The sequence below is a fragment of the Thermococcus sp. SY098 genome, from assembly GCF_035621495.1.
Classification (GTDB): domain Archaea; phylum Methanobacteriota_B; class Thermococci; order Thermococcales; family Thermococcaceae; genus Thermococcus_B.
Genome location: NZ_CP141821.1, coordinates 370,043 through 395,803, shown reverse-complemented (window position 1 = coordinate 395,803; position 25,761 = coordinate 370,043). Strand labels below are relative to the sequence as shown.

Below are 25,761 nucleotides of genomic sequence, written 5' to 3'. Positions count from 1 at the left end.
CAGTGCTCTTTTTTTGAACCGAAAACTTTATAAAGTTTAGCTACATATGTAATAATGAAGTTACATATGGAGAGGCGGTTCAACATGAGAAAGAAAATATTAGGTATTGGGTTGTTGGCTTTGGTATTTGGTTTGGTATTTGGAGCAGCTGCAGCATATCAGGGTGTCCCTTCAGAAACAGCAGGCACAACAGAATGTCCATGTGAAAACTTTGTCAAAGCAAGATACATGCATGGTCAAAATGGTGAGCATGGAAAGGGAACTCCTCAGTTTATGGGGCTTGGAATCAAAGGGCAATACCTTGGAGAAGCCAATGTTGATGAGCAGCAGATACAAGAATATCTAAGCGGTGTCACCATTGAGGAGTTCACTACTCCAAGAGGAATTACAGTGCAAAAGTTGGTGCTTGATGGAGAATACATTGGAAAGATAGTAGGTGACTACGACCTCAGCTCACTTGAAGTGTACAAAGCATACGAGACTCAAAACGGAATAAAAGTATTCCTAAGCTATGATGGGGATATTGTGGGGTTCTTCCTTATGAAGTGACCTCTTTCCCTTTTTTATTTTGGAGGGGGGCTTTATGGAGTTGCTGAAAAAACTCGGAATTTTGCTGCCATCATTAATCATTGAGAAGAAAGAAAATGTTATCCCTGTACCTGTAACGGCTCAAAAAGAGGAATGCACTAAAAAGGATTGTGGGTGATGGAAATGAAGGCACCAGCTTGGTTAAGGGGGACAGTTGATTTAGTTTTGACAGTGGTGTTTGTACTTGTGGCGATATCTGGAATTGCGCTTTATCAAGCACCGTCAGGCAGAATAGCAGACGCCATTGGGTGGACGTTCTTGGGTGTAACTAAGGACACTTGGGAAACAGTACATACATATCTGGGATTTGTCATGATTGGTTTAGTGGCAGTTCATTTAATAATCGGATTCAACAGCATGGTTGTCATGCTCAAATCTGCATTTAAGAAAAGTAGGGCTAAAGTGGTTGGAAGTCTAATCTTAATTAGCTTAGTACTTGCTGGTGGATATTTTGCGTTTGCCGCATTAACTGCCGAGGAAGAAACTACATCCGAGACTACATCACCTGAAGAGATATCGGTAACGGTTGATAACACAACAATAGAGATAACGGGCTCTATGTTAAAGAGTTTGACATTGGAGCAACTTGCCGAGATGTATGATGTAGATCCCCAAAAACTTGTTGAAATCCTAAAAGCAGACTATAATATTGAAGCTCAGCCTGATCAGCTGCTTGAGACGATAGAGGTTAACAATGAGTTGGACAGAGAGCAGTTTAAGGAAATCTTAGCTGAAGCCATAGCAAAAGCAAAACAGGGAGGAAGTTGAATGCCTGGGCCATATTTTTCCTCCTTTTATCCTGAAATGACAAGGATAGATTATTTGATAATTGGCTTTTGGGTAGTCTTGGTCATTGTAGTTGCATCTTCACTGTATATGTTGAAGAGATCCCTGGATGCACTCCTTGAAGAGATCAAGCAGACTAATTCAGTGGCACAGCAGTTAAGAGATCAGAGCAAACACATCAATGAAGTCCTTCAAGAAGCCTGAAGTTCTTAACTGTTTCTGACTTCTTTAATGTTCTTTTAATGTCTTTAAATTGACTTTTGATGTGGTTTTAAACATAGATAAACGATTGCAAACGTTATTTAACAATCAACAGGGAATTGGACAAAATACTGGGTTCAAATTGAACAAACGGAAACAATAAGCGACGATTTCGTGAAAAAAGCTTAAATATATCTTGTTTATTAAAAATAGTGGGGGTGATGGAGAATGATGTGGAAAAAAATGCTGTCAGTGATGTTTGGCTTGATAATCTTGGGTCTCCCATTGACATTCACGCCTGTAAATGCGTCAGAAACCATGGTAGTCATTTTAGTGAGTGATAATGAGGCGGACTGTGCATTGGCCGATTATATTGCGAATATAACGGTAAATGTGAATGTTGTAATAGTTAAGACTCCTTGGGGAATCTACAATCCCAATGTAACTGCGGAGATAATCAGCTATGCCCCAGATGAGGTCATTATTATTGGGGGACCAGTGGCAGTTCCAGAGGAATACGTTGAAGACCTGCAGAATTTAGGCATTAGCGTTGAAAGATGGTGGGGACAGAACAGGTATGAAACAGATTTAGCAGTAATTAGAAACGCCACTGTAAAGTTTCAACTACAGCTACAAAACAAAGTTATCCTCGTGGCAGGTACGGATTTAGCAGGAATTGAAAAGGCACTGCAACTTGCAATCCGTGAGAGGGCAATGATAGTGCTGGTGAACCAAACCACGAATATTACAAAAGTTATGGAGCGGCTACACGTCAGGGCAGGCAACTTCACAATAATTGGAACCCCCACCATGAATCAAACAATGCTTTACATTATGAAACAGCTTAGAAAGCAGGAATGTAACTGCACAGAGCTCCATCTCAACATAACTGCTGAGAGGGCCCTTGAGGCAATACAAATAGCTGAGGAAAAAGTGAACACAGCAAAAGAACTCGCTGAGAATGCAACAAATCCTGCCCTTAAAACCCTCTTAAGAATAGCAGAAAAGCAACTTGAAGATGCAAAAGATGCATACAACAGTGGAAAGTATGGACTGGCATATGGTCTTGCAATAGCCGCAAAATCCAAAGCAGAAGTTGTTATCAGATTTGCCGGTGAGGACATTAGAAAAATGATAATGAGCGACATTAAGATGAAGCTACAAAGGGAAATCATAAGAGTCGAAGCTCAGCTCATGGTCATGGAAAGATTAGGAGTCAATGTAACAGCGGCACTGCAACTGATGGAGGCAATAAAAGCAGCTGTAAGGAACGGGGATTATGACACAGCCCAGGAGCTTATGATAAAGCTTAGGGAGGAACTGAGAACTTGCTATTTAGCTGGCAGAGGTATCCTAAAAGGAAAAGCGCGTATGCCCGTTAGAAGAAGAGAACAGCCCTGAATTCAGTTTTATATTTTTCAGCTTAGTTATTAGCAGATTAAATCATGATGCTTAAATAAGCTGCTAAAATTAGAAAGAGCGAAGTAGATTGAGAGGTTCTGCTTTTTTGTATATCTTTCAGGATATTGCAACCCGATTATCTTCAAGAACGCTAATTGTATCTGGAGGCATTACTTTGCACCGAAAATTTTATAAAGTTTGGCTACATATGTAATAATGAAGTTACATATGGAGGAGGTCGAGAACATGAGGAAGAAAATATTAAGTTTAGGGTTGTTGGGTCTCATGTTTGGTGTTATATTTGGCAGTGTAGCAGCAATGCCATGGTGGGCAGATACATGGGATAGAGGGAGCAACACAACATGGGATAGGCCATACGCCGCAATCTATGGAAGCGACACACTCACACAGGAAGAGGTTGATGGACTGCTCTGGATGAGGGAAGAGGAAAAGCTGGCGAGGGATGTCTATTTAACACTCTATGAAATGTACGGTTTGCAAATATTCCGGAACATAGCAAACAGTGAGCAGATGCACATGGATGCAGTGTTAAGCTTACTCGAAAAGTACGGCATTGAGGATCCAGCAGTAGATGAAGTTGGAGTATTCACAAACCCAGAGCTTCAGGCTTTATATGACCAGCTTATAGCAATGGGGAGCCAAAGCATTGAAGATGCACTCAAGGTTGGGGCACTCATTGAGGAGACAGACCTCAAGGATCTGGAGGAGTGGATTGCAAAGACTGACAATGCCGACATAATCCAGGTATATGAAAACCTCATGGCAGGCTCGGAGAACCATTTAAGGGCATTCACAAGCGTGCTTCAGAATTATGGTATAACATATGAACCCCAAGTAATCAGCGAGGATGAGTATAATGAGATAATCTCGAGTCCTATGAACACTGGAATGGATGATAGAGGTAGAAGTATGAGAGGATTTAGAGGAGGAAGATGGTGAACCCTTTCTTTTTCCATATTTCCATTTTGTGGCTAAGCACTGTGGAGGATGAAAATATGGAAGCTGTTAAAATATTTCACTTCGTTGAATATGGGGAATTTCCGATTGAAGAAATTCCAGTTGATGAAGTTGAGGAAGACGCATTGAATGTCTTGAGAAGAATAAAGATTGAAAAGTTCCAGACATCAAGAGGCATTGTCCAAAAGCTCAGTGATAATTATGGTCACTATGTCGGAAAAATTGTCGGTGATTACTCAATTGAAGAGCTGAGCATTGGGAGTGCATATCAGACTGCCTTTGGGATTAAGGTGACACTTGATTATAATGATAAAATTGTTGGTTGGTTGTATCTACCCGAGTAGGGTGATGAAAATGCCCAGAGGATTTGGGGGCCCAATGTTTGGTAGAAGAAGGTGGGGATTTGGCTGGTGGTGGTTTGGAATCTTTGGAGTATTCCTCCTGCTGTTTAGGTTAGCCTTCCTACTGTTGCCGTTCATACTAATTGGTGCACTGATCTACCTAATCGCCAAAAAATAATTTCGAAAAGTTTTTATTTTCCCTTTTTATAATAGTACGTAAGGGAATTCTGGCTTATGCAATAATTTAGATTACGTGGTGAAAATGGTTGGAAGCATACAAGAACTGACAGTGGTTGCGGAGGCATTAAGTGTTCCGATAAGAGTCAAAATACTCAAGATGCTCTGTGAAAAGGAGTGGTATGTTTATGAGCTTGCAAAAGAGCTTAACATTTCAAGACAACTCTTGTATCTCCATTTGAAAAAACTTGAAAAAGCGAATCTCATTGAAAGTGAGCTCCGGCTTGAACCCGGTGATCCAAGGGCTAAAAAATACTACAGGGCAAAACCTTTTAGGTTTGTAATCGATAATGACATTATAAAAAATCTAAAGGAGGAGTGAAGGATGCCTGCATATGGTGGAACACCAAGTGGATGGATTTCAATAATTTTAGGTTTAATCCTCATTGTCATTGTCGTTTTTGCCTTCTATCAGATGAATAAAACTCTGAGTGAGCTCAAACTTGAACTCAGCAACCTTAGGAATGTATTAGAGGAAACAAAGAGATACACTGAAGATGTTAAGAAGAAGCTTGAGGAAGTTTGAAATATTTTTATAAGTTTTTGCTTATTTTTTAATGATGGATATGTGGTTCCGCAGAGTAGATATAGGGGAAATTGAGAAAGCAAAGAGGGCAATGCCCCATTATTTTGAGGTGCTCTCTGGCAGAGAGAAGCCTAACTTTTTCTATGCCAAGCAGGTGAAGGTTGATTTTTCAAAAGATGACTCACTTGAAGAACTATGGAATATCCATGAAGAAGGCATGGAAAAACTGAGAGAAAATGATCTAAGCGAGAGCCCTGAGAAAAGTTTGCTTGATCTCAAAGCTTTAATAGCAGACAGAATCCTTAAAAAATGTGAGCTCTGTGAGATTAAGTGCCATGTAAACAGAAAGGAGAGTATTGGCTACTGCCGAGTTAAAGAGACATTAATTGCAAGCGACTTTTTGCACATCGGGGAAGAGCCTGAATTAATTCCATCATACACCATATTCTTTTCTGGGTGCAATTTTAGATGTGTATTCTGCCAGAACTGGGATATAAGCCAGTACAGGGTTGGATTAAGATATTCTCCAGAGGATATGGCGACTAAAATTGCCGTTGCATATGCAGAGGGAGCCAAAAATGTTAATTTTGTTGGGGGAGAGCCAACGCCAAATTTACCTTTTATCCTTGAGACCCTCAGATACGTTAAAGTTCCAATTCCGGTGGTTTGGAACTCAAACATGTACATGAGTGAGATCACAATGAGGCTTCTGGATGGGATAGTCGATGTATACTTAGCCGATTTTAAGTGGGGCAACAACGAAGATGCCATTAAATATTCAAAGGCTCCTCGCTATTGGGAAGTCGTGACAAGGAACTTTCTCCTGGCTAAGGAGCACTATAAAGCAGAATTCTTGATAAGGCACTTGGTAATGCCGAACCATTTGGAATGTTGCACTAAGCCTATCTTAAAGTGGATAGCGGAGAATCTTGGAAAAGAAGTTAGAGTAAACGTGATGTTTCAGTACAGACCAGAGTACAGAGCAGATAGATACCCGGAAATTGCCAGAAGGTTAAACTATGAAGAGATGCAGAGGGCTACTGAGCTTGCTGCAGAGTTTGAGTTGAAAAACGCAATGATAGGATGAAAGACGTGTGGTGAGGTGATACCGTGTATAATCCCATATCTGCTCCCGGCGGAGTCTCTCTTGGAAAAGTTGCTTTAATTATAGCACTATTTTTAGCACTATTTATTGTGAGAACTTTGTTGGAGAAATACCTGGAGAAAAGAAGCCTGAAAAAGGAAAGTTAACCCCCAGCTCTTGCTAACCTAAGCTTTTCCATAAACTTCTCTACTTCCTCTTTATTTCCGCTAATAATTACCTCATACCTGGGCATTCCATGAAAAGGTTTAGCTTCTTTAATCTCCAATCTAACTGCAGCGTTTGATTTCTTTAGGATCATCTTAAGCTCTTCCGGTGGAATGGGAGTTATTATTCTCATTTTTTCACCAGTTCTTTAACAACTTCAAGAACCTTAACGGCGTGTCCCTTAGCTTTAACCCTCTTCTTTTCCCACACAATTTTTCCCTCGGGGTTTATTATAAAGGTACTCCTCAATACTCCCTCTCCCCTCATCTTTCTGCCCCAAGCCCCCAAACTCCTTATCAACTTAACTTCTGGGTCGCTGAGGAGTTTAACCTTAAGATTGTGCCTGTCTTTAAATCTTCTGTGAGACTCAACGGAATCTTTGCTGATTCCAATGACAAGAACTCCAAGCTTCTCAAATTCAGGTAAAAGCTCTGTGAACTCTTTAGCCTCCATAGTACAGCCCGGGGTGTTGTCCTTTGGATACACGTAGAGGACTATCCACCTGCCAAGAAAATCCCTCAGCTTTACTTCCTGTCCATTTTCATCCAAAAGGGGAATCTCAAGATACTCCATAAAACCACCTGATTAGAATTAGGATAGCCTAACTTTATAACCTTTCCCCCTAAATGAGTTCTGTTGGCAAATTCATATTTCCTGATAGACATTCAAATACTCCCGCATCATTACAAATTTAGCGTTTTGAGTCTTGTAATAGTCAATTAACCTTTCTAACAACATTAAAGCCTTATCTCCCGTGTTGAACCTGCAATCAAATCTTATCCGTTCCTTTTTCATTGAAACAAATTCCCAAGGATGAGCAAAGTAAATTCTGGGTTCCCTTAACTTTTTATGGATAACCTTCTGTACTGACCAAGGTAGTCTTAATATAGAAGATGTAATTGAGACTGGAACCTCTAAAACACCATCAACCACTTTAACCCCGCCTTTATACCCTTTGTATCTTGCCTTTGAAGAATCTAAGAGTATTCCATTCTTACTCAAAGCTGGAAAAAGATAGTCGGGAAATTGGAGATTTGGTGCTCTAAAGGACACAACGTCTCCAAATTCTCTTAAGATATTTAATGCCTTCTCAAGAATAAGATCTGCTCTATCCTTTTCCAGTTTATCAAACCGCTCGTGGTTAAAGCCATGACAAGCAAGTTCATGTCCTTCATCAACGATCCTTTTTGCAAGATTTGGATATTTTCTCGCCATCTCGGCAGTGAAGAAGAATGTTGCTCTGACATTTTTTTCGCTAAGAAGATCAAGAATCTTTGGCAAACCTTCCTCCATGCCTCGGGTAGTGTTTAAGTATGGTGGACAATCCTGCTCGACATCAAAGGTTAAAGACACCAGCATTCTTTATTCCTCCTTTCAGCATCTGATGAAGTGCGTACAGAATGAATGGTTTCTCTTCGAATGTTTCTATTGTCTTTTTGTATATGCTAACTATCTCTTTTGTTACTTTTTCCCATGAAAATTCCTCTTTTACAATCTTTCTTGCATTCCTGCCCATCTTTTCAACCAACTCTATATTGTTCAGCAGATACAGAACGTTTTCAAGCAGTTCCGTGTCATCCTCTGATATTAGCCCTGTAACACCGTGTCTCACTATCTCACTTATTCCTCCATGGTTGTTTGCAACTACAGGAACCCCACAAGAAAGTGCTTCAAGAGCTGCTATCCCAAATGCTTCATAAATTGCTGGAGATAAGTAAATATCACTCGCCCAGAGAAATTCCCTGACCTTTTCCCGGGGTTGTTTTCCAACCATCAAAACTTTATCTTGGACATGATAAGCTTTAATGAGTTCTTTAATCCTCCTTTTCTCCGGACCATCACCTATTATAACGAACTTTATATCCTCTATCCTGTATTTTTCTGTAATTTCTTTTGCCAGTTTGGGTATTACATTCACCCTCTTTCTTTTTGTAAGTCGTGAGGTTGTTGTTATTACCATCCCTCCATCTAATCCCATCTTACTTTTCCACTCCTCTTTATCTTCCACAGGTCTCCAGAAATTTGTGTCTATCCCATTTGGAACGACGTATATTGGTCTGTTCCTTAAACTTCCTCGTAATATATTTTCCAAGTCCCTCTTAACGGCATTGCTAACTGCTATGAATCCATCAATTTTTCTGAGAGATGTCTGAAGCAAGAGAATATATGTTGGATTTAGTATTGAATTTCCCAAAAAGGAGTGATTTGTAATGATACTCGGAACACCTCTGATACCGCTGGAGAGATTCGAGACGCCAACAGCTATTGGAGAGTAGATGCTGTGTCCATGGGTAATGTCGAAATGTTCCTTTTTGTAGAGTTCATTCACTCTTTTTAATAGGTCAACCCCTATACTCACATGAAAACTGTCAACTGTGATTCTCCCCTTAAACCGGTGGACTGTATAAGGTAGAGTATTATCCGGATACTCCCCCAGTCGTGTTATTATATGAACATCATGCCCCTGCTCAACCAAGTTTTTGGCAAGATCGTGGATATGATGTTCTATACCCCCGGTACTTGGAAAGAACCAATCAGAGGCTAATGCGATTTTAAGGCTTTCCATATTTCAGCACCTCCAGACACCACTAATGTTGCAAATCCTACTGCTGAGCTCATTACATAGGATATGAAGCGCTCAATCAGTGTTATTGAGATGGCCAATGTTGAAGGGATACCAAAATAGACGAGGGTTCCTATGAGTCCCCCTTCCACTATGCCAACGCCTCCGGGGGTAAATGCCATAAGACCAAATATCAAGTTTGCAAGTGAGATTATTGCCAGAAACTTTATGCTTGGATTCCAGCTAAAAGCAAGTGCTATAACCTTGAGTCTCATGATATCCAAGAACCATACTAAAAAGCTCAATCCAACCCCCATCATAGTTAGCGATGCTCTTTTTCTGAGAGACAGCAAGTTAACAAGCTCCTCATGACTCAATTTGATTTTAAGCAGTTTAAACGATAGAATTACAATCTTTTCCCAGTTGAACCAGACAATAACTGCAACAAGAAGTAGGGATAGTGTGATTAAAATGGCATGGTGGGCGAAATAAGACACCCCCATAACAGCTAAGAAAATTATCGGAAATATCTCCAAAATTCGCTCGTACACTATACTGACTGTTGAAATAGCAATGGGTATCTTATACTTTTTTGCAACCCAAGTTATCCTGAGGATCTCCCCTCCACCTCTACTCATTGGGGTCACGTTGTTGACAAAAATTGAGGAAAGGGTTATTCGTAGGAGTTCAATTATGGGAATGTTCTTTCCAATTGCATTTAGGACAACTTTCCAGCGAAGGGCATAGATAAGGGCGCTTAAGTAGTACAAAGCAACTGCAATGCCTATCAATTCGAATCCTCTTTTGTTTAGTGAGGTAAGTGTCTCAATGTATGGAGTTATGTCGATCATCTTCTCTTCCCATACTCCTTCATCAGGTACCACAATTAAAAGTCAATTGGTTCACTTTTCTAAGTTATCTGGAAGATAAAGTTTTTATTTACCTGTCTCCATTTTGTGTAGAGCGTTTGGAGGTGTTCAAAGTTGAATGAATTCGTATATATCTTCTTACTTTCACTATTGCCAACTTTTGAGGGAAGGTACGCAATAGTGTATGGAATTGCAAAAGGGTACCCGTTATGGGAAACTCTTTTGACGGCTTCTTTGGGCGTTTTGCTCCTTTCTTTAACCTTGCCCTTGTTTCTACCTCTTATTGATGTTGTAATGGTCACTCTTGAAAAAACGTTTCTGGGAAAAGTGGCAGAGATGTATCTAAAATATGTGCAGCGGGTTAGGAAGAAAGCTCACCCGTATGTAGAGAAGTGGGGATTTTATGGGTTGATAATATTTGTTGCCGTGCCTTTACCTGGCACCGGGATCTGGACTGGGAGTTTAGCCGCTTACATCTTTGGGATGGGAAATAGAAAAACAATCCCCGCTCTGATTCTTGGCGGTTTGTTGAGCATGATGATAACGTTAATCCCGAGTCTTGGATTTCGCTTTTTAGTTTAGCAACTGTTATAAAACCGCTTATCTGATATATTTTAAAAGAGGTGCTTAAAGATGAGGCTTCCGTCCCATAAAACAAAGATAATTGCTACAATAGGGCCCGCCTCTAACTCAAAGAACATGATTGAAAGGCTGATAAAGGCTGGGATGAACGTTGCGAGAATCAACTTTGCGCATGGAAACTTTGAGCAACATGCAGAAACAATTGAAACGATAAGGAAAGTGTCCGAGAGACTAAATACCCGTGTAGCAATTCTTGGGGATTTGCCAGGCTTAAAAATTAGGGTGGGCAAGCTTAAGGGCGATGCTGTTGTTCTGCACAGAGGGCAAACTGTGGTGCTGACAAATAGAGAAATAGAAGGAGACGAAACAACCATTCCTGTGGAATGTGAGGCATTCCCAAAACTGGTTTCTAAGGGAGATATAATATACCTAAGTGATGGATACATTACACTAAAAGTGGAGGATGTTCAGGGAAATGATGTTATCTGCAGGGTAATAGTTGGAGGCACACTCTTCTCAAGAAAAGGTATCAATATTCCAAAGATCAATCTTCCACTCGAGGCAATTACCGAAAGGGATTTAGAAATTTTGGAGTTTGCCCTTGAGCATGGTGTTGATGCCATAGGGATTTCCTTTGTTGGTTCGGCATATGACGTTATGAAGGTCAAGAGATTTGCCGAAAAGATGGGAAAACGGATTTTCACAATAGCAAAGATTGAGAGACCAGATGCCGTTAGAAACTTTGACGAGATACTCAATGCTGCAGATGGAATAATGATAGCACGGGGCGACTTAGGAGTTGAGATGCCAATAGAAAAGCTCCCTATAATCCAGAAAAAGCTCATAAACAAGGCAAATCTTGTCGGAAAACCCGTCATAACAGCAACTCAGATGCTCGTATCAATGACTGCCGACAAAATTCCAACAAGGGCCGAGGTTACAGATGTTGCAAATGCTATATTGGATGGAACCGATGCTGTTATGCTCTCCGAGGAGACGGCAATAGGCAAGTATCCTGTTGAAGCCGTGAGGATGATGGCAAGAATTGCAAAGACCACTGAAGCATATAGGGAGTCTTCAGGACATACAAGAATGCTTGAATGGAAGGAAAAAATTCCGAAAAGAGGTACAATTAAAGATGCCATAACGAGGAGCATAATTGAAGCATTAAACACAGTTGATATAAAGTACATTCTAACACCCACAAGAACAGGACAAACTGCCCGCTTGATTTCGAGATTCAAGCCAAAACAGTGGATATTGGCTTTTGCTGAAGATGAAAAGGTCTGCAATAGTCTGATGTTCTCCTACGGTGTTTATCCCTTCTGCGTTGAAGATACCACAAATGAACAGGAGCTTATTCAGCTCATAAAAGATCTTGGAATTGTGAAGACCAACGATACTGTGCTTTTAACCTCGGGGAAGCCAATAGAAAAGACAGTGGGGACAAATACAATAAAGATTTTCACGATCGCTTAATTCTTTTTATTTTCATAGCAAATGGAAGAAAAGAACGAAATCAAAGTAGCATTCTTGCATCGACGGCAACTGCTTCATCCTCATAAGCAAAGATTGGGTTGATGTCAAGCTCTTTGACCTCTGGAAGCTCAAGTGCCAATTCACCAACTTTAACAATTATGTCTGCCAAAGCCTCAATGTTTACTGGTTTTTCTCCTCTTGCACCAGCAAGAATTGGGTAAGCCTTGATTTCTTTAATCATTTCAAGTGCCTCTTCCTTTGTTATTGGAGCGACTCTAAAGCTGACGTCCTTAAGGATCTCAACGAATATACCACCAAGACCGAACATCACAGCTGGGCCAAACTGTGGGTCTCTGATCATGCCGACGATAACTTCCTTTCCAAGTGGGAGCATCTTGTAAATTATAACACCCCAAAGGTCTGCATCTGGCTTGTATCTCTTTGCATTTTCCATTATTGTTCTGAATGCTTCTCTTGCCTCATCATCGTTTTTGATGTTAATTTTAACACCGCCAGCGTCACTCTTGTGGATAATCTGGGGTGAAACAATCTTCATGACAACTGGATAACCAATCTCCCTTGCAAACTTAACGGCTTCCTCCTCATTTCTTGCAACTTTGAAATCTGGAGTTGGAATGCCGTAGAGCTTGAGAATCTCCTTAGCCTCTGGTTCTACAAGAGGTCTGCCCTCAGTCTTGGCTTTTTCGATAATTTCCCTTGCTTTTGAAACCCTATCCATCTTTACCACCTCTAATTATCATGACTGCAGTTTCAACTATGTTTACAATGTTAAAAGTCTTTCCATCATTTGCTTCAACCCAGCTTGAAGCTGTCGGTCTCTATAAATAGTATGAAAACCAACTATTCATGGTGAAAAATAATGAAAAAGAAAATTTTGAGTGGAATTTTTGTGGCTTTTTTGCTCTTGGCAATGATAGTACTTCATCAAACAAGGGCCGCAGATGAAAGTGGGACTCTGGTTCTCTACGACTCTGCGCGCATTGGAGTTGTCGAGAAAACAGTTGCCTTAGACCTTAAAAAGGGATTCAACGAAGTTCCCCTTGAGGAGATTGAAGGTTTGAATATTGAGGAAGTTACACTAAAGCCTTTAAGCGATAAAGTTATGGTCTTAGGAATTATTTCGCAGGCATACCCAGGCAAAGGAGTGCTTGAGGCAAACATTGGAAAAACTGTCACAATAAAGCTGAAGAGCGGTGAAACGATAACCGGAAAGTTTTTAGGTTACAAAGAAGGCAAGATAGCGGTTCAGGGAGAATCTTACTATCTAATTGAACCTGAGGAAGTTGCATATACGAAGCTTGCTGAACTGGGAAGCAAAGCCAAGGCCCAAACTTATGCCATTATACAAGCTGAGGAAGATGGAAAGTATAAGTTCAAGCTGATTTACAGAGTTCAGTCGATCGGCTGGAGCTCAAGGTATAAGCTTTACCTAACCAACAATGCCCTGCTGTTTGGATACATAGTGATTGACAATCCTACAAACAAGACATTTGAAGACTTTAAAGTCATGCTCGTTTCGGGAGAAGTAAACTTCTATGCTCCTCCACAAGTCGTTATGGAGAGGGTTTATGCGATGGCAGAAAAAGCAGCTACTGGAATTCCAGAACAACCTCAAAAAATTGAAGCATTTTACCTTTACAACCTTGGAATGCTCAGTGTAAACCCATTTGAAAAGAAGATGATACCCTACATTACCCAAGAGACATCTTTTGAAAGGGAGTATCTATACGAGAGCTATCCCTACGGTGGAAGTAATGAAATTTACGAGATTATATCATTTAAAGCTGAGAAAGTGCTTCCAGCTGGCATTGTAGAGATTTACAAAGAAATGAACGATACAACAGTTTTAATTGGCGAGCAGAAAATTGATCACACCGCTAAAGGCGATACATTGAGGCTCAAGCTTGGAAGGGATGTTGATCTGAAAGGCAAAACAGAAATCCTTGAGCAGAGAAGAGAAAGCGATTCAACGTACTACAAAGTGAGGATTACAATTGAGAATTTTGGAAACAGGACGAAAGAAGTTGTTGTCAGGCATTACAAGTGGAGCGGCAAAATATTGAGCTCTACAGTAAAGCCAATAGATGAAACAGCACACTATGTGGAGTTTAAGATAACCGTAAAGCCAGGAGAAAAGAAGGAAATAGCGTTTGACTACAGAGTTTAAGCCTTTCTGAGAAGAATCTCGAAGGCTTTTTCTTCTTTTACAACTTCCAATACAAGGCTTTTATCGTAGTCAATAAAGCGCGTGCTTTTGAGAGTGTAGCCTTCGCCCTTTAAGTGCTCGTATATTTTGAGGCCAAGCTCTCCAAAAATTTCCGCAGCCAAAGTTGCAAAGCTCGGCTCTTTTATCCCAAGCTCTTGATGATACCTCCGCGCAAGCTCAAAAACGTCCATGCCATCACCTCAACATTTAGTCATCTCCCCTGAATTTATAGGTTTCGCCCTTTAATAGTACCGCAGAGCGAAATCTTTAAAAGTCTCCATTGTTACTAACTTTAGTGGTTAACATGAACAATGCAAAAAAGAAGGGAGAGCAGTATTTCAAAAAGGGCAAGGTTCTGTGGGTGCTGAGGTATGGGGATAGGCTTTATGGAAAGGTTCTTGGGACTTATCCGTACTACGTTGAGGTCGGCATAAAAAGTGGAAAGAGCAGATGTACATGTCCTATTGGGAAAGACTGCAAGCATGTATTTGCTGTCCTGGAAGCTTTTGAAAATGGGAGATATTTTGAGACTTCAAGCCATTTAGTGGAGCTCTCGCCACAGGCTGTTGCAGATGAGATCATTTTTGAAAATCCTGGTATTGGAAGGTCCATTATCTTAAAGGAGCTGGTGTATTATATGAATCACGATGAAAGCGGAAGCGAAGCAGCGAGGCTATTCAGGAAAGCTCTTGCTCTGCTAAAGATGGAGTTTTCAGAGGAATTTTATGAGTCCTTGCTCATACAGTTTGGGGAATTTAAGAAAGTCTTTTATGATTATGAGCTCACCGAGGAGCTTGAGAGAGAGTTGATGGAATTTAAACGTTTCTCTAAATGCTCCATTTGATACCTGTTCAATATTGTTTGTTAAATTAAACAATTTTTTATAAACAGTTGTTCAATATGGTAAACAACTTTATAAAGGATATATGCGCAATCAATAGTATGAAGCCCGAAATAGCCAAGGTGTTGGTGGAATGGCAGGAAAGCTGGACGCCTCCTCTGATAGAGAGGGAGTTTGATATGTCCCTTATTCCCCAGAATATTAACAAAGTGATAACATTTGCAGGATGCCGAAGAGTGGGAAAAACATATCTAATGTTTCAGCTGATAAACGAGCTTTCAAAAAAGATTCCAAAGGAGAAAATATTCTACATTAACTTTGAAGATGAAAGACTTGAAAAGAGAATTGATACATTAACAGAGATAATACCAACTATTGAGGAACTCTTTGGCAGGAAAGATCCCCTTTATTTGTTCCTTGATGAGATTCAAAACATAGAAGGATGGGACACGTGGGTTAGACGGATCAACGATTCACGGAGGGATATTAGGCTTTTCTTGAGTGGCTCCTCTTCAAAGCTTTCAAGCAGGGAAATTCCAACAAGCTTGAGGGGAAGGGCCTTAACATTCGAAGTTTTCCCACTGAACTTTAGAGAATTTTTAAAGTTCAGAGGATTTAAACTGCCAAAGAATCTCGAATTCAGTGATAAAAAATTTGAGCTTTTAAACCTTTTGAGAGAATATTTACTCTACGGTGGGTTTCCAGAAATTGTTCTTGTGAATGACGTGAGAATAAAGCGCATGCTTGTGAGAGAGTATTTTAACACGATAGTATCTCTTGATATCGTTGAACGGTACAATGTCAGAGACCCAGAGGAACTTAGAACATTTATACGTTTGCTCCTCAACTCAGAGTACTTCAGCCTCAGCAAACTTGAAAAGACTATGAAGAGTATGGGTTATTCAATAAGCAAGGCTACTCTCTCAAATTATCTCCGTTACCTTGCTGAATGCTACTTTGCTTTCCCAATTGAAATTTATGCTTCAAAGGTGAAACTCAGGATTCAGCATCCCAAGAAAATATATTTTGTTGACACGTCTTTTTTGACATTCTTAAGCGTCAAATTCAGTGATAATATCGGGAAGCTTATGGAAAATACGGTTTTTGTGGAGCTAATGAGGAGAGGCTACTATCCAAATTATGCAAAGGGAAATAACTGGGAGGTTGACTTCGTAATACCTGAGGAAGAGTTATTAATCCAAGTGAGCTATGATGTTACCAATCCGGAAACTATGAAAAGAGAGGTTAGAGGCATCACTTCAGCCTCCAAAGTATTTGGCTGGAGCAATTTACTTGTTATAACCTGGGATTACGAGTCCTATCTTAGCTTCAATGGGAGAGAGATTAAGTTTGTCCCTCTCTGGAAGTGGTTGCTTGGAGTACAGTTTTATCCCACGTCCAAATAATCCAGCAGGCTCTTTGCCTTAATTTTCCTCTTCAACGCGTCATAAACCTCTCTTCCGTCAAAATCGAAGGAATACTCAACACCGAGCTCGTCAAGGAAAAATTTCATTATCTGAAAGGCATATTTTGACTTATTTCCTTCCATTTCTACAGCTATAAAGGGCTTACCACGATTTCCAATTATTATATCAAAATTCAACCTTACACCTAAATCCACATCAATAAAGCTTATCTTTTCTTGTGTTTTGAACCTTTTCACGAGAGCGTTTGAAAATCTTGATTTAGACTTCTCTATAAGCTTTATTGCTCTCTCATACTGCTCTTCTGTGAGCTCAGCCTTAAGCTTAATTCTCTCGATTATCATTGTCCCACCCACAATGGGAATCTAAAAAACCCTTATAAACTTTGCATTACCTAAATAGAACATTAGAGGGTGAGAAAATGAAAGCGATTTATAGGGAAATGTGCCCAAATTGTGAAGATAGGATTAGTGATGAACGCTTGTACAAGAAGCATCCATGTGATGTTTGTCTCGATAAGGAAATTCAGGCCGAAATTTACTTTGATTTGATAACGGGCATTAGAGAAGCTCTCAAGCTGCGTGGAACACTGAAGCACTGGGAGAATATCTACAAGCTTGAGAAAAGGTTGAGAGAGATTGAAGAGCTCTTTGAGAAAGCCACGGGTTTTAACTTCTGGAGTGCTCAAAAAACCTGGGTGAAGAGACTAATTAAAAATAAGAGCTTTTCCATCATAGCTCCAACAGGCATGGGCAAAAGTGTTTTTGGATCATTCATGGCATTGTATTATGCCAAAAAGAAAAAGAAGAGCTACATAGTCTTACCAACAACACCGCTTGTGGTGCAGACAATTAAGAGAGTGAAAACATTTGCAGAGAGGGCTGGAATTGAGATTAACCTTGCCTATTACCACGGTGGCATGAAGAAGAAGGAAAAAGAGGAGATGACTGAAAAAATCATGAACGGAGATTTTGATATTCTCATAACTTCAGCCCAATGGCTTGCGAGAAACTTCGACGAGATGCTCAAGGATAAGAGATTTGACTTCATTTTTGTTGATGATGTTGACGCATTTTTGAAAGCCTCAAAGAACATTGACCGCTCCCTTATTCTGCTCGGCTTTACAGAAGAGATAATCCAGAAGGCATGGGAAATTATAAGGCTGAAGAAGCAGATGGCAAAATTCCTTAATGGCAACAGCCCAGACAAGCAAGAACAGTTGAAGGAACTCAACAAGCAGATTAACAAGCTTGAGAGGGAAATAAGAAAATTCAAGCGTGAGAATAAAATTGGAGTATTAATTGTAGCTTCAGCAACTGGAAGCGCAAGGGGAGATAGGATAAAGCTCTACCGTGAGCTTTTGGACTTCGAAGTGGGAAGCGGAAGGTCAGCGTTGAGAAATGTTGTTGACAGCTATCTCTTCCCAGAGAAGTCAATTGAGGAACATGTTGAAGAACTTTTGACAAAACTCGGTAAGGGAGGACTAATATTTGTCCCAATTGATCAAGGAATTGGTTACGCTGAGAAGCTTACACAATATCTCCAAGAGAGAGGTTTCAAGGTTGAGCTTGTCTCCGCAAGAAACAAGAAAGGCTTGGAGAAGTTTGAAAACGAAGAGATTGACTATTTAGTTGGTGTTGCAACCTATTACGGAACAATAGTTAGGGGATTAGATCTGCCATACTTGATCAGATATGCAATCTTTACAGGTGTGCCGAAATTCAGGTTCAGCCTTGACTTAGAGCAGCCCACAATTTACAGGGTTTTAGGACTGATGAGTGAAGTCATGGAATTCCTTGATGAAGAAGATAGAAGAGAAGGCGAAAGGCTTTATGCTCGCTTGAGGCGTTTGATTAGAAACATTCCACAGTTTGAATTGATGAAAATTGAAGAGGCATTGGCTGAAGGTCTACCGTTGGAAGGATTCCATAGCCATGTCCTTGAAGTATTCAGACAGGCAGTTGAGTTCCTGAGGAGAGTTCTGAAGAAGAAGGAAGTGCTCAAGCGCATAGAAGAAGATCCATTCGTCAGTCTCAAAGAAGAGGAGGGAAAATGGTACATTGAGATTCCCGATGTTAGGACTTATATCCAAGCAAGCGGAAGGACTTCACGTCTCTTTGCTGGTGGAATTACAAAGGGCCTGAGCGTAATAATAGTGGACAACGAAAAGGTCTTCAACGGCTTGAAGAGGCAGATGAGATGGCGCTTTGCTGAGTTTGAGATGAAGTCGTTTGAAGAGCTCAATCTTGAGGAGCTTTTGAGAGAGATCGATGCCGATAGGGAGAAAGTTAGGCTAATTCTTGCTGGAAAGATAAGTGAGAAGACCAAGGATTTAGTTAAGTCTGCTCTAATGATCGTTGAATCACCCAATAAAGCCAGGACAATTGCTAATTTCTTTGGACAGCCAAGCAAGAGAAGAATTGGCGACTTGGTTGCATATGAGGTAAGCATAGGAGACAGGATGCTGACGATTCTGGCAAGCGGCGGACATATGTTTGACCTCGTTACAACGGAAGGTTACCATGGTGTCATCATAGAGGAGAGGAACGGAAAGCTCTACTTCATACCAGTCTATGACACAATAAAACGCTGTAGGGACTGCGGTCATCAGTTCGTTGACTGGGAGGAGAGAGGAGTCTGTCCAAGATGTGGCTCAAGGAATGTTAGGGATGCTCTGGAAAATGTAATTGCAATGCGTGAGATAGCTCAGGAAGTTGATGAAATTCTCATAGGGACTGACCCAGATGTCGAGGGAGAAAAGATTGCATGGGATATCAGGAATGTCTTAAGTCCTTACACCCCAAACATCAAGCGTATTGAGTTCCACGAAGTTACAAGACCGGCCATATTGAAAGCATTGAATGAAGCGAGAGACGTTAATGAGTTTAGGGTCAATGCCCAATTAGTGAGGAGAATAGAGGACAGATGGATTGGATTCGAGCTCAGCCAAAAGCTCTGGGAGGTCTTTGAGAGCAGAAACTTATCGGCTGGTAGGGTTCAGACGCCAGTTCTTGGATGGGTGATACAGAGATACAAGGAATTTGTAGAGAGCGAGACAGATTTCATGGCGCTGACTTTGGAGAACGGCTTAAGCGTAACCCTTGAAGGCGTTAAAGAGGAAGTCAACGAAATAATCGTTGAGGATGTCAAAATTGAAGAGAAGGAGATCAACCCATTCCCACCGTATACCACAGATACAATGCTTCAAGATGCTTCAAGATTTTTAGGATTTTCTGCTCCTCATACAATGCAATTGGCTCAGGATCTTTTCGAGCTTGGTCTTATTACTTATCACAGAACTGATTCAACTCACGTTAGCAATACGGGTATTGAAGTTGCAAAGGAATACATTAGCGAAGAAATTGGGGAAGAATACTTCGCTCCAAGAAAGTGGGGTGAAGAGGGAGCACACGAGTGTATAAGACCCACAAGACCAATTGACACCGGAAGACTGATGCAACTGCTGAGAGATGGTGTCATTACCCTTGCAAGGGGACTTACAAGAGATCACTTCAGGCTTTATGACATGATATTTAAGCGGTTCATGGCATCGCAGATGAAACCTGCGAAAGTTCTCTATGAGAAAGCTGTGATCGATGCAAGAGTTGCCAAGACTGAGATTGAGGGATATATTGAAGTGATCTTTGATGGCTGGACTAAATTAAGGGCACCCCCATTAAGACAGCTGCCAAAGCTTGAAAAAGGACAGAAACTCAAAGTCATTGAAGTTAAGAAATGGAGAGCACCAAAAGTTTCCCTTTACACTCAGGGCGATTTGATTGCCCTTATGAAAGAGCGTAAGATTGGAAGGCCATCTACCTATGCAAAGATCGTTAAGACACTCTTGGACAGACACTATGTCATTGAGACAAAAGGAAGGAAGAAGTTAGTCCCAACAGAACTTGGAACTAAAGTCTATCACTATCTCATAAGTAAATACAAAGAGCTTGTAAGTGAAGAAAGGACGAGACAGCTTGAAGAGCTTATGGACTTGGTAGAGGAAAACAAAGCAGATTATCAGGAAGTTCTCAACAATATGTATGAGGAAATTAAACAGTACATCTTAAAGTGATGTCTGTTCTTTCCCTTGTTATCTATTTGTTTAGTAATACATTGTTACATTTGATCAATATTGTTGCCTGAACCAAAAGATTTAAAATTATAACTGAGTAAAGGTTTTGTATATGCATGCAACATTGATAAAATCAGATGAAGTTATGTTAAAATCAGAAGTTTAAATAAGATGTAAAACTAATTGAGTTGGAAAAAAGTTATATACCTTTGGCTCACATATATTTTAACAGAACCATGATGGTGGTAAAAATGGCAAAAGACAGAATGGTAGAACTTTTACAAGAACATTTTGAATTGAACTTATACGAAGCAAGGGCATATGTTGCCTTGGTCGCATTTGGAGTTCTTACTCCAGCGGAGTTGGCCAGCGTTTCTGAAGTCCCAGCACCAAGAACTTACGATGTGTTGAGGAGCTTGGAGAAGAAGGGCTTTGCCATCAGCCAACCTGGCAAAGTCAACAAGTACAGACCGGTTCACCCGAAAAACATACTTGAGAAATTCATTGAGGAGTGGCAGGAGAGAGTTAAAGAAGAGCTTGAGGCAAAGAGGAAGGCCAAGGAGGAGCTACTTGAACTCATGACACCATTGATAGAGACAGAGATTCCAAAGTACGGTGTTGAAAGGGTTTGGGTTGTCAGGGGAATCAGAAACTCAACACTCAAGACAAAAGAAATGCTTGAGGGCGTCCAGAAGGAGATACTTCTTGCAGACGATGGATACGTTGCAATAAACCTTGAAGACGACATCATTAAAGCTATCGAAAAAGGTATTACCGTTAAAATTGTTGTTACCAAGCAAATACTCCCAAGACTGCAGGCATCAAAGCTCATGGACTACTACAAAAATGGAAAGTTCGAACTTAAGGTTATTGACACTCTTGAACTGCCAATGCTGATCTGTGATGAGGAAGTGTTCTTTGCACTTGAAGACATGGCTGCCAGGTACTTCAACTATGAGACCCAAGTCTGGATTAAGGACTTTAGAGTTGTTAGCCTCTTTAAAGGAAAGTTCAATGAATACTGGGAGAAGGCAACAAAAGTTTAACTCCTTTTTTCTTTTATACATATTTGAATTCCTCTTCTTCGCGGGTTCTTTGCTTGAGCCTCCAGAGTATTTTGCCCTCTTTCTGAAAGCTTTCCACTTTCCCCTGTTCTGCCAATCTAAGCAATATCCTTCTGACTTCAGGATGAGAAATCCTAACTTCTCTTGAAATTTCTTCAGCTGTTAGCTCTTTTCCTTTAAGAATGTTTAAAACCTTTAAATGTTTCATTCTTCTCCCTCCAGTTTTTTGTATCTCTCCAAGATTTCAATTATCTTTTCCATGACCCTTAGGTGCTTTTCGAGTTTCTCAATATCATCAGGTAAATCGTTTGCCAATACCTTTAGCTTCTCCATTAGTATCTCTTCAATACCCTTCAGCTCTGCTTTTCTTTGTTTTTTTCGATGCTCACACACAGGACAAAAGACCCTTCCATTTAATTCAAAGAGGGGGGAGCCGCACTTGGGGCAATGCTTGTCGAGCATCTTTGCCCCTGAAAGTAGGAGAGGGGTTATTATTTTTCTTATCTCTTCATCGCTTAGTGCCATTGTTACTCACCGCTTAACAGTTGAAATACATCAGCTAAGGCCTTTTTTCCTAAACGGGAACGTTTTATCTTATCTGAAATCTCCGCTATATCAAATGCCATGATGTTAAAGTTCCTCTTAATTTCTTCAAGGATGTTGAGAAGTTCCTCCAACGTAAGTTCACCATGCTGAAATCGGGCAATTTTGTACTCAGGTAGGAGAACATCCAAATCAATGGTAAGATATATTTCTTCTCCGAGGTACTTTTTAGTATCTTTTATTATCTCATCTATCGGATGATTCTTCAAGCTCTTGTAAGCTTTCCATCTACCTCTTGTTTTTCTGCTTCTGGGTAGGGCGGGGAATATCTTAACCCGTCTTGTCCACAGTTCGGTCCCTTCTGTGGTAGGTATCATCAGAACAGGGCCAATAATTGATGCCTTTTCAATTATTCTCTCGGAAAGAGCATAAGCGAGCCAAGAACCATGATCCAGATAATCATGCATTAAGTCAGTGTGAGCATCTATGCTTATAACTGCCTTTGGCTTTAGCTTTTGAAGTATTCCATACGTTGCAAGATGATCACCGATTATGTATGCCTCATCCACGGGCAATCTCTCAGAAAGCAGTTCAATGGTATTCGATTCAACAACCATGTAATCCTCAATAAGCTTGTTTTTTTGAAGAAAATTGAGAACATACATGACGCCCTCTCTGTTTGGTTTTTCTCCAAACGGAATAAATGTAACCATCGTAATTCCCAAGATTTAATTCAGTGAACTCTTTTTAAACTTAGTCCACTGTTGTCTGTTCTCACTTGACACACAATTAAATAATCAAATAATTATTTAATTATGTTTGCAAATTCTTGTCAAAAATTTTGAGAGTTAAAGTTAAAAAGTGTGCAATTGATGTTAAGGTGGAAGCTCTAAGAAAATATTCGGGGGAGTTCAAGATGATTCTCCAGGTTGCTTTAGACTTAACTGATATTGAGCAGGCCATTTCTATAGCAGAGAAAGCTGCTCGCGGCGGTGCTCATTGGCTCGAGGTTGGAACACCTCTTATTAAAAAAGAAGGAATGAGAGCAGTTGAGCTGATGAAAAGACGTTTTCCTGATAGAAAAATAGTTGCTGACCTAAAAACTATGGACACTGGAGCATTAGAAGTTGAAATGGCAGCGAGGCATGGAGCAGATGTAGTTTCTATTTTGGGAGTTGCTGACAATAAAACAATAAAAGATGCTCTTATGGTAGCAAGAAAATATGGAATAAAGGTCATGGTTGATCTAATTGGAGTTAAAGATAAGGTCAAAAGGGCCAAAGAACTTGAAAAGATGGGAGTTCATTATATTCTTGTTCATACAGGGATAGACGAGCAAGCACAAGGAAAGAGCCCGCTTGAAGATTTGGAAAAAGTTGTTAAAGCCGTCAAGATCCCAGTTGCTGTTGCAGGAGGATTGAACTTAGAGACTATTCCTAAAGTCATTGAACTTGGTGCCACCATAATTATCGTCGGTGGAGCAATAACCAAGTCGGAGAATCCAGAAGAAGTTACAAGGAGGATAATTGATCTCTTTTGGGGCGAGTACATGCAGACAATCAGAAAGGCAATGCATGATATAACTGAACATATTGATCATGTCGCTGATGCACTTAGATTGGAAGAGGTAAGGGGAATGGTAGATGCAATGATTGGGGCTAACAAAATTTTCATTTACGGGGCAGGAAGGAGTGGACTGGTTGGTAAAGCTTTTGCCATGAGGTTAATGCATCTTGATTTCAATGTTTATGTGGTTGGAGAAACAATAACCCCCGCATTTGAAGAAGGTGATTTGCTAATAGCCATCAGTGGGAGTGGGGAAACGAGGACAATAGTTGACGCAGCTGAAATCGCAAAGAAGCAGGGAGGAAAAGTCGTTGCCATAACCTCATACAAGAACTCAACACTTGGGAAGTTGGCTGATGTCGTGGTTGAAATTCCAGGAAGAGCAAAAACTGATGTTCCGACTGATTACATAGCAAGACAGATGCTGACTCAGTACAAATGGATAGCTCCGATGGGAACGCTTTTTGAGGACTCTACAATGGTCTTTCTGGATGGGATAATTGCACTCTTAATGGCAACATTCCAGAAGACCGAAAAGGATATGAAGAAAAAGCATGCGACCTTAGAATAGGGGTCACCATGATTTCCTTCACTTATATTTTTGTTGGAATTGGAAACAGCGGAATAAGGATTGTGAGGAATATTGACATACCTAATGCTGTCAAAGTACCTCTGGATTCCTCCTATTATCTCTTTGATAAAAAGAGACATTCTTTTGTAAAGCAAATTAAAAGCTTTTTTGGAAGCCTAAGTGATGATACAATAATCTGGATTATTTTTGAGGACAAGCCGATTAACGTCGAGATTGTAAGGCTCATCAACGATGCTCTTACGAAGAATGTGATTCGTTTAGCTTATGTGCTCTCCCCCTATAAGGAACTCGTCCATGAGGAGAAACCAGAATGGGCTCATAGTTTTGAAACCGTGTTTTATGATTCACTTTCAGAGTTTTTAAGTGCATACACGGCAATACCCTTAGAGGATGCATTTAATGCGGCAAGCAAACAAATTGGACTCATGTTTTCAAAGCTTTACTATTACCTTGAAAACCAAATGCTCGTCAACATTGACTACGCTGACTTATTTAACATGATTAAAGGAGGCAACGTAGGCATACTGCGAATCCTAAGGGATGTTAACTTTGAATGGAACTGGGGAATATGGGACAGGGGGTTGATCAGCATAATGGTAGGTAAGAACGTGCCTCTAAAGAATGCCCACGAGATTTTGGAAAAGTTTCAGCATCTTCTAAGGGAAAAGGACATAATCTGGGGAGTTAGAATGAACAAGGAACTTGATAATGAAATCGAGATTCTAGCACTTTTAATCAAGAGGTGGTCAAATGGAAGCAATTCTGTTTGATGTAGATGAGACACTTTTGACAGAAAAACCATTAATGATGCTTTTTCTTCCTCAGGTATATGAAGAGATTTCAAGGAGACTTCAGATTAGAAAGGAGGAGGCAAGGGCTAAGTTTCTTGAGGAGATACTGAGTCGGAGGAATACTTACGAATGGCATGACTGGAACTTCTTTTTCAGGCTTTTCAACTTAGATCTAAGGTATGAGGAGCTTCTAACTGCGTATCCTCATAAAATCCATGTGTTTCCTGATGTGAAGCCAACTTTGGAGTGGTTAAAGTCAGAGGGATACAAACTTGGAGTCGTTACAAGCGGACCAACTTATCAAAAACTAAAACTCAGAATAGCGAAACTCGACAATTATTTTGACGTAATTGTCACCAGAGAAGATGTAAACACAATAAAGCCAGATCCAAAGATATTTATATACGCATTGGAAAAGCTTAAAGTTGAGCCAAAAGAGGCAATAATGATTGGTGACAGCTTGCAGCAGGATGTATACGGTGCAAAAAATGTTGGAATGATCGCTGTTTGGATCAATAGAAATAATGAAAAAGGGTACAACTTCGCTGATTACGAAATTAGAACCCTTCATGAGTTGAGAAAAATCTTGGGGGGTTTAAAATGAAAGAGATATTTAGCAAGGAGGGAGTTTTTGTTGAGTATAAGGAAAAGATAGTTAAACTTGAAAATGGTGATATGCTGATCCACACTCAGGAATCCCCAACAAAACTTTGGTGGGAACTGAAAGAGGTCCTTAAGGGTAAGAGAGTTAAGGTTGTAGTATATGAGATAGAGGAATGAA

General features: G+C 40.3%; 34 protein-coding genes. 23 read left to right on the top strand and 11 right to left on the bottom strand.

Annotation, left to right across the window (positions count from 1 at the left end):
- Positions 1 to 54 precede the first annotated feature (54 nt).
- From VFC49_RS02095 to VFC49_RS02040, 12 genes are all read left to right on the top strand, one after another.
- Positions 55 to 549 (top strand): hypothetical protein, encoded by a 495-nt coding sequence (locus VFC49_RS02095; RefSeq protein ID WP_324735984.1) that lies wholly within the window; start codon positions 55 to 57, stop codon positions 547 to 549.
- Between the two features lie 34 nt (positions 550 to 583).
- Complete coding sequence (locus VFC49_RS02090; RefSeq protein ID WP_324735983.1) at positions 584 to 706, top strand: hypothetical protein; 123 nt, start codon at positions 584 to 586, stop codon at positions 704 to 706.
- The gene (locus VFC49_RS02085; RefSeq protein WP_324735982.1) at positions 706 to 1,356 is read left to right on the top strand and encodes a DUF4405 domain-containing protein; all 651 of its coding nucleotides are present in this window, start codon (positions 706 to 708) and stop codon (positions 1,354 to 1,356) included. Before VFC49_RS02090 ends, VFC49_RS02085 begins: the two co-directional genes overlap by 1 nt.
- Positions 1,357 to 1,578: a hypothetical protein gene (locus tag VFC49_RS02080; protein WP_324735981.1), complete on the top strand. Its 222-nt coding sequence runs from the start codon at positions 1,357 to 1,359 to the stop codon at positions 1,576 to 1,578.
- A 225-nt stretch (positions 1,579 to 1,803) separates the two neighbouring features.
- Positions 1,804 to 2,976 carry a hypothetical protein gene (locus VFC49_RS02075; protein ID WP_324735980.1) on the top strand — a complete coding sequence of 391 codons (1,173 nt, stop codon included), beginning with the start codon at positions 1,804 to 1,806 and terminating at the stop codon, positions 2,974 to 2,976.
- Positions 2,977 to 3,192: 216 nt separating this feature from the next.
- Complete coding sequence (locus VFC49_RS02070; RefSeq protein ID WP_324735979.1) at positions 3,193 to 3,936, top strand: DUF2202 domain-containing protein; 744 nt, start codon at positions 3,193 to 3,195, stop codon at positions 3,934 to 3,936.
- Between the two features lie 56 nt (positions 3,937 to 3,992).
- Positions 3,993 to 4,298 (top strand): hypothetical protein, encoded by a 306-nt coding sequence (locus VFC49_RS02065; protein WP_324735978.1) that lies wholly within the window; start codon positions 3,993 to 3,995, stop codon positions 4,296 to 4,298.
- A 4-nt stretch (positions 4,299 to 4,302) separates the two neighbouring features.
- Positions 4,303 to 4,473, top strand: a complete 171-nt coding sequence (locus VFC49_RS02060) for a hypothetical protein (protein ID WP_324735977.1) — start codon at positions 4,303 to 4,305, stop codon at positions 4,471 to 4,473.
- An 84-nt stretch (positions 4,474 to 4,557) separates the two neighbouring features.
- A complete protein-coding gene (locus VFC49_RS02055) occupies positions 4,558 to 4,854 on the top strand; it encodes a winged helix-turn-helix domain-containing protein (RefSeq protein WP_324735976.1) in 297 nt (98 codons plus the stop codon).
- 3 nt (positions 4,855 to 4,857) lie between these two features.
- Positions 4,858 to 5,058, top strand: coding sequence for a hypothetical protein (locus VFC49_RS02050; protein WP_013467053.1), 201 nt, complete (start codon positions 4,858 to 4,860; stop codon positions 5,056 to 5,058).
- Between the two features lie 34 nt (positions 5,059 to 5,092).
- Positions 5,093 to 6,145, top strand: a complete 1,053-nt coding sequence (locus VFC49_RS02045) for a radical SAM protein (protein WP_324736580.1) — start codon at positions 5,093 to 5,095, stop codon at positions 6,143 to 6,145.
- 23 nt (positions 6,146 to 6,168) lie between these two features.
- On the top strand, positions 6,169 to 6,309 hold the full coding sequence (locus VFC49_RS02040) for a hypothetical protein (RefSeq protein ID WP_324735975.1): 141 nt from the start codon (positions 6,169 to 6,171) through the stop codon (positions 6,307 to 6,309).
- Here VFC49_RS02040 and VFC49_RS02035 read toward each other — a convergent pair.
- From VFC49_RS02035 to VFC49_RS02015, 5 genes are all read right to left on the bottom strand, one after another.
- On the bottom strand, positions 6,306 to 6,500 hold the full coding sequence (locus tag VFC49_RS02035; RefSeq protein WP_324735974.1) for a TIGR04140 family protein: 195 nt from the start codon (positions 6,498 to 6,500) through the stop codon (positions 6,306 to 6,308). The two genes, VFC49_RS02040 and VFC49_RS02035, sit on opposite strands and share 4 nt — an antisense overlap.
- Positions 6,497 to 6,940, bottom strand: a complete 444-nt coding sequence (locus VFC49_RS02030; protein WP_324735973.1) for a peroxiredoxin — start codon at positions 6,938 to 6,940, stop codon at positions 6,497 to 6,499. The genes VFC49_RS02035 and VFC49_RS02030 overlap by 4 nt, the downstream gene beginning before the upstream one ends.
- Positions 6,941 to 7,012: 72 nt before the next feature.
- A complete protein-coding gene (locus VFC49_RS02025) occupies positions 7,013 to 7,726 on the bottom strand; it encodes a polysaccharide deacetylase family protein (RefSeq protein WP_324735972.1) in 714 nt (237 codons plus the stop codon).
- Positions 7,704 to 8,933, bottom strand: coding sequence for a glycosyltransferase family 4 protein (locus VFC49_RS02020; RefSeq protein ID WP_324735971.1), 1,230 nt, complete (start codon positions 8,931 to 8,933; stop codon positions 7,704 to 7,706). Before VFC49_RS02020 ends, VFC49_RS02025 begins: the two co-directional genes overlap by 23 nt.
- Positions 8,909 to 9,814 (bottom strand): lysylphosphatidylglycerol synthase transmembrane domain-containing protein, encoded by a 906-nt coding sequence (locus tag VFC49_RS02015; RefSeq protein ID WP_324735970.1) that lies wholly within the window; start codon positions 9,812 to 9,814, stop codon positions 8,909 to 8,911. Before VFC49_RS02015 ends, VFC49_RS02020 begins: the two co-directional genes overlap by 25 nt.
- Before the next feature lie 99 nt (positions 9,815 to 9,913).
- Here VFC49_RS02015 and VFC49_RS02010 point away from each other — a divergent pair, with 99 nt between their 5' ends.
- Positions 9,914 to 10,381, top strand: a complete 468-nt coding sequence (locus VFC49_RS02010; RefSeq protein WP_324735969.1) for a COG2426 family protein — start codon at positions 9,914 to 9,916, stop codon at positions 10,379 to 10,381.
- A 51-nt stretch (positions 10,382 to 10,432) separates the two neighbouring features.
- On the top strand, positions 10,433 to 11,860 hold the full coding sequence (pyk, locus tag VFC49_RS02005; RefSeq protein WP_324735968.1) for a pyruvate kinase: 1,428 nt from the start codon (positions 10,433 to 10,435) through the stop codon (positions 11,858 to 11,860).
- A gap of 40 nt (positions 11,861 to 11,900) precedes the next feature.
- Here pyk and VFC49_RS02000 read toward each other — a convergent pair whose 3' ends face one another.
- Positions 11,901 to 12,599, bottom strand: coding sequence for an acetate--CoA ligase family protein (locus tag VFC49_RS02000; RefSeq protein ID WP_324735967.1), 699 nt, complete (start codon positions 12,597 to 12,599; stop codon positions 11,901 to 11,903).
- 141 nt (positions 12,600 to 12,740) lie between these two features.
- Between VFC49_RS02000 and VFC49_RS01995 the strand changes: the two genes are divergently transcribed.
- Positions 12,741 to 14,048, top strand: a complete 1,308-nt coding sequence (locus tag VFC49_RS01995) for a DUF4139 domain-containing protein (RefSeq protein ID WP_324735966.1) — start codon at positions 12,741 to 12,743, stop codon at positions 14,046 to 14,048.
- Here VFC49_RS01995 and VFC49_RS01990 read toward each other — a convergent pair.
- Positions 14,045 to 14,278: a hypothetical protein gene (locus VFC49_RS01990; protein WP_013467041.1), complete on the bottom strand. Its 234-nt coding sequence runs from the start codon at positions 14,276 to 14,278 to the stop codon at positions 14,045 to 14,047. The two genes, VFC49_RS01995 and VFC49_RS01990, sit on opposite strands and share 4 nt — an antisense overlap.
- Before the next feature lie 113 nt (positions 14,279 to 14,391).
- On the opposite strand from VFC49_RS01990, the gene VFC49_RS01985 reads away from it, so the two are divergent.
- Together VFC49_RS01985 and VFC49_RS01980 are read left to right on the top strand one after the other, a co-directional pair.
- Positions 14,392 to 14,931, top strand: coding sequence for an SWIM zinc finger family protein (locus tag VFC49_RS01985; RefSeq protein ID WP_324736579.1), 540 nt, complete (start codon positions 14,392 to 14,394; stop codon positions 14,929 to 14,931).
- 98 nt (positions 14,932 to 15,029) lie between these two features.
- Positions 15,030 to 16,334: an ATP-binding protein gene (locus tag VFC49_RS01980; RefSeq protein ID WP_324735965.1), complete on the top strand. Its 1,305-nt coding sequence runs from the start codon at positions 15,030 to 15,032 to the stop codon at positions 16,332 to 16,334.
- On the opposite strand, the gene VFC49_RS01975 is transcribed toward VFC49_RS01980, so the two are convergent.
- On the bottom strand, positions 16,316 to 16,696 hold the full coding sequence (locus VFC49_RS01975) for a hypothetical protein (RefSeq protein WP_324735964.1): 381 nt from the start codon (positions 16,694 to 16,696) through the stop codon (positions 16,316 to 16,318). The genes VFC49_RS01980 and VFC49_RS01975 overlap by 19 nt on opposite strands.
- A 77-nt stretch (positions 16,697 to 16,773) precedes the next feature.
- Here VFC49_RS01975 and rgy point away from each other — a divergent pair, with 77 nt between their 5' ends.
- Positions 16,774 to 20,424, top strand: a complete 3,651-nt coding sequence (rgy, locus tag VFC49_RS01970; RefSeq protein ID WP_324735963.1) for a reverse gyrase — start codon at positions 16,774 to 16,776, stop codon at positions 20,422 to 20,424.
- A 251-nt stretch (positions 20,425 to 20,675) separates the two neighbouring features.
- Positions 20,676 to 21,470 (top strand): HTH-type transcriptional regulator TrmBL2, encoded by a 795-nt coding sequence (gene trmBL2 / locus VFC49_RS01965; protein ID WP_013467037.1) that lies wholly within the window; start codon positions 20,676 to 20,678, stop codon positions 21,468 to 21,470.
- Between the two features lie 13 nt (positions 21,471 to 21,483).
- Here trmBL2 and VFC49_RS01960 read toward each other — a convergent pair whose 3' ends face one another.
- From VFC49_RS01960 to VFC49_RS01950, 3 genes are read right to left on the bottom strand one after another with little or no spacing between them, the layout of a single operon-like run.
- Positions 21,484 to 21,696 (bottom strand): ArsR family transcriptional regulator, encoded by a 213-nt coding sequence (locus tag VFC49_RS01960; RefSeq protein WP_324735962.1) that lies wholly within the window; start codon positions 21,694 to 21,696, stop codon positions 21,484 to 21,486.
- The gene (locus tag VFC49_RS01955) at positions 21,693 to 22,013 is read right to left on the bottom strand and encodes an Sjogren's syndrome/scleroderma autoantigen 1 family protein (RefSeq protein WP_324735961.1); all 321 of its coding nucleotides are present in this window, start codon (positions 22,011 to 22,013) and stop codon (positions 21,693 to 21,695) included. The genes VFC49_RS01960 and VFC49_RS01955 overlap by 4 nt, the downstream gene beginning before the upstream one ends.
- Before the next feature lie 2 nt (positions 22,014 to 22,015).
- Positions 22,016 to 22,744 (bottom strand): arginase family protein, encoded by a 729-nt coding sequence (locus VFC49_RS01950; RefSeq protein ID WP_324736578.1) that lies wholly within the window; start codon positions 22,742 to 22,744, stop codon positions 22,016 to 22,018.
- Positions 22,745 to 22,947: 203 nt separating this feature from the next.
- Here VFC49_RS01950 and hxlAB point away from each other — a divergent pair, with 203 nt between their 5' ends.
- The 4 genes from hxlAB to VFC49_RS01930 are packed head-to-tail and all read left to right on the top strand — an operon-like array spanning position 22,948 to position 25,760.
- Positions 22,948 to 24,168, top strand: coding sequence for a bifunctional 3-hexulose-6-phosphate synthase/6-phospho-3-hexuloisomerase (hxlAB, locus tag VFC49_RS01945; RefSeq protein ID WP_324736576.1), 1,221 nt, complete (start codon positions 22,948 to 22,950; stop codon positions 24,166 to 24,168).
- An 8-nt stretch (positions 24,169 to 24,176) separates the two neighbouring features.
- Positions 24,177 to 24,959, top strand: a complete 783-nt coding sequence (locus VFC49_RS01940) for a hypothetical protein (protein WP_324735960.1) — start codon at positions 24,177 to 24,179, stop codon at positions 24,957 to 24,959.
- Positions 24,940 to 25,584, top strand: coding sequence for a TIGR02253 family HAD-type hydrolase (locus VFC49_RS01935; RefSeq protein WP_056933689.1), 645 nt, complete (start codon positions 24,940 to 24,942; stop codon positions 25,582 to 25,584). The genes VFC49_RS01940 and VFC49_RS01935 overlap by 20 nt, the downstream gene beginning before the upstream one ends.
- Entirely contained in the window at positions 25,581 to 25,760 is a 180-nt protein-coding gene (locus tag VFC49_RS01930; RefSeq protein ID WP_324735958.1) for a hypothetical protein, read from the top strand. The genes VFC49_RS01935 and VFC49_RS01930 overlap by 4 nt, the downstream gene beginning before the upstream one ends.
- Position 25,761: the final 1 nt, after the last annotated feature.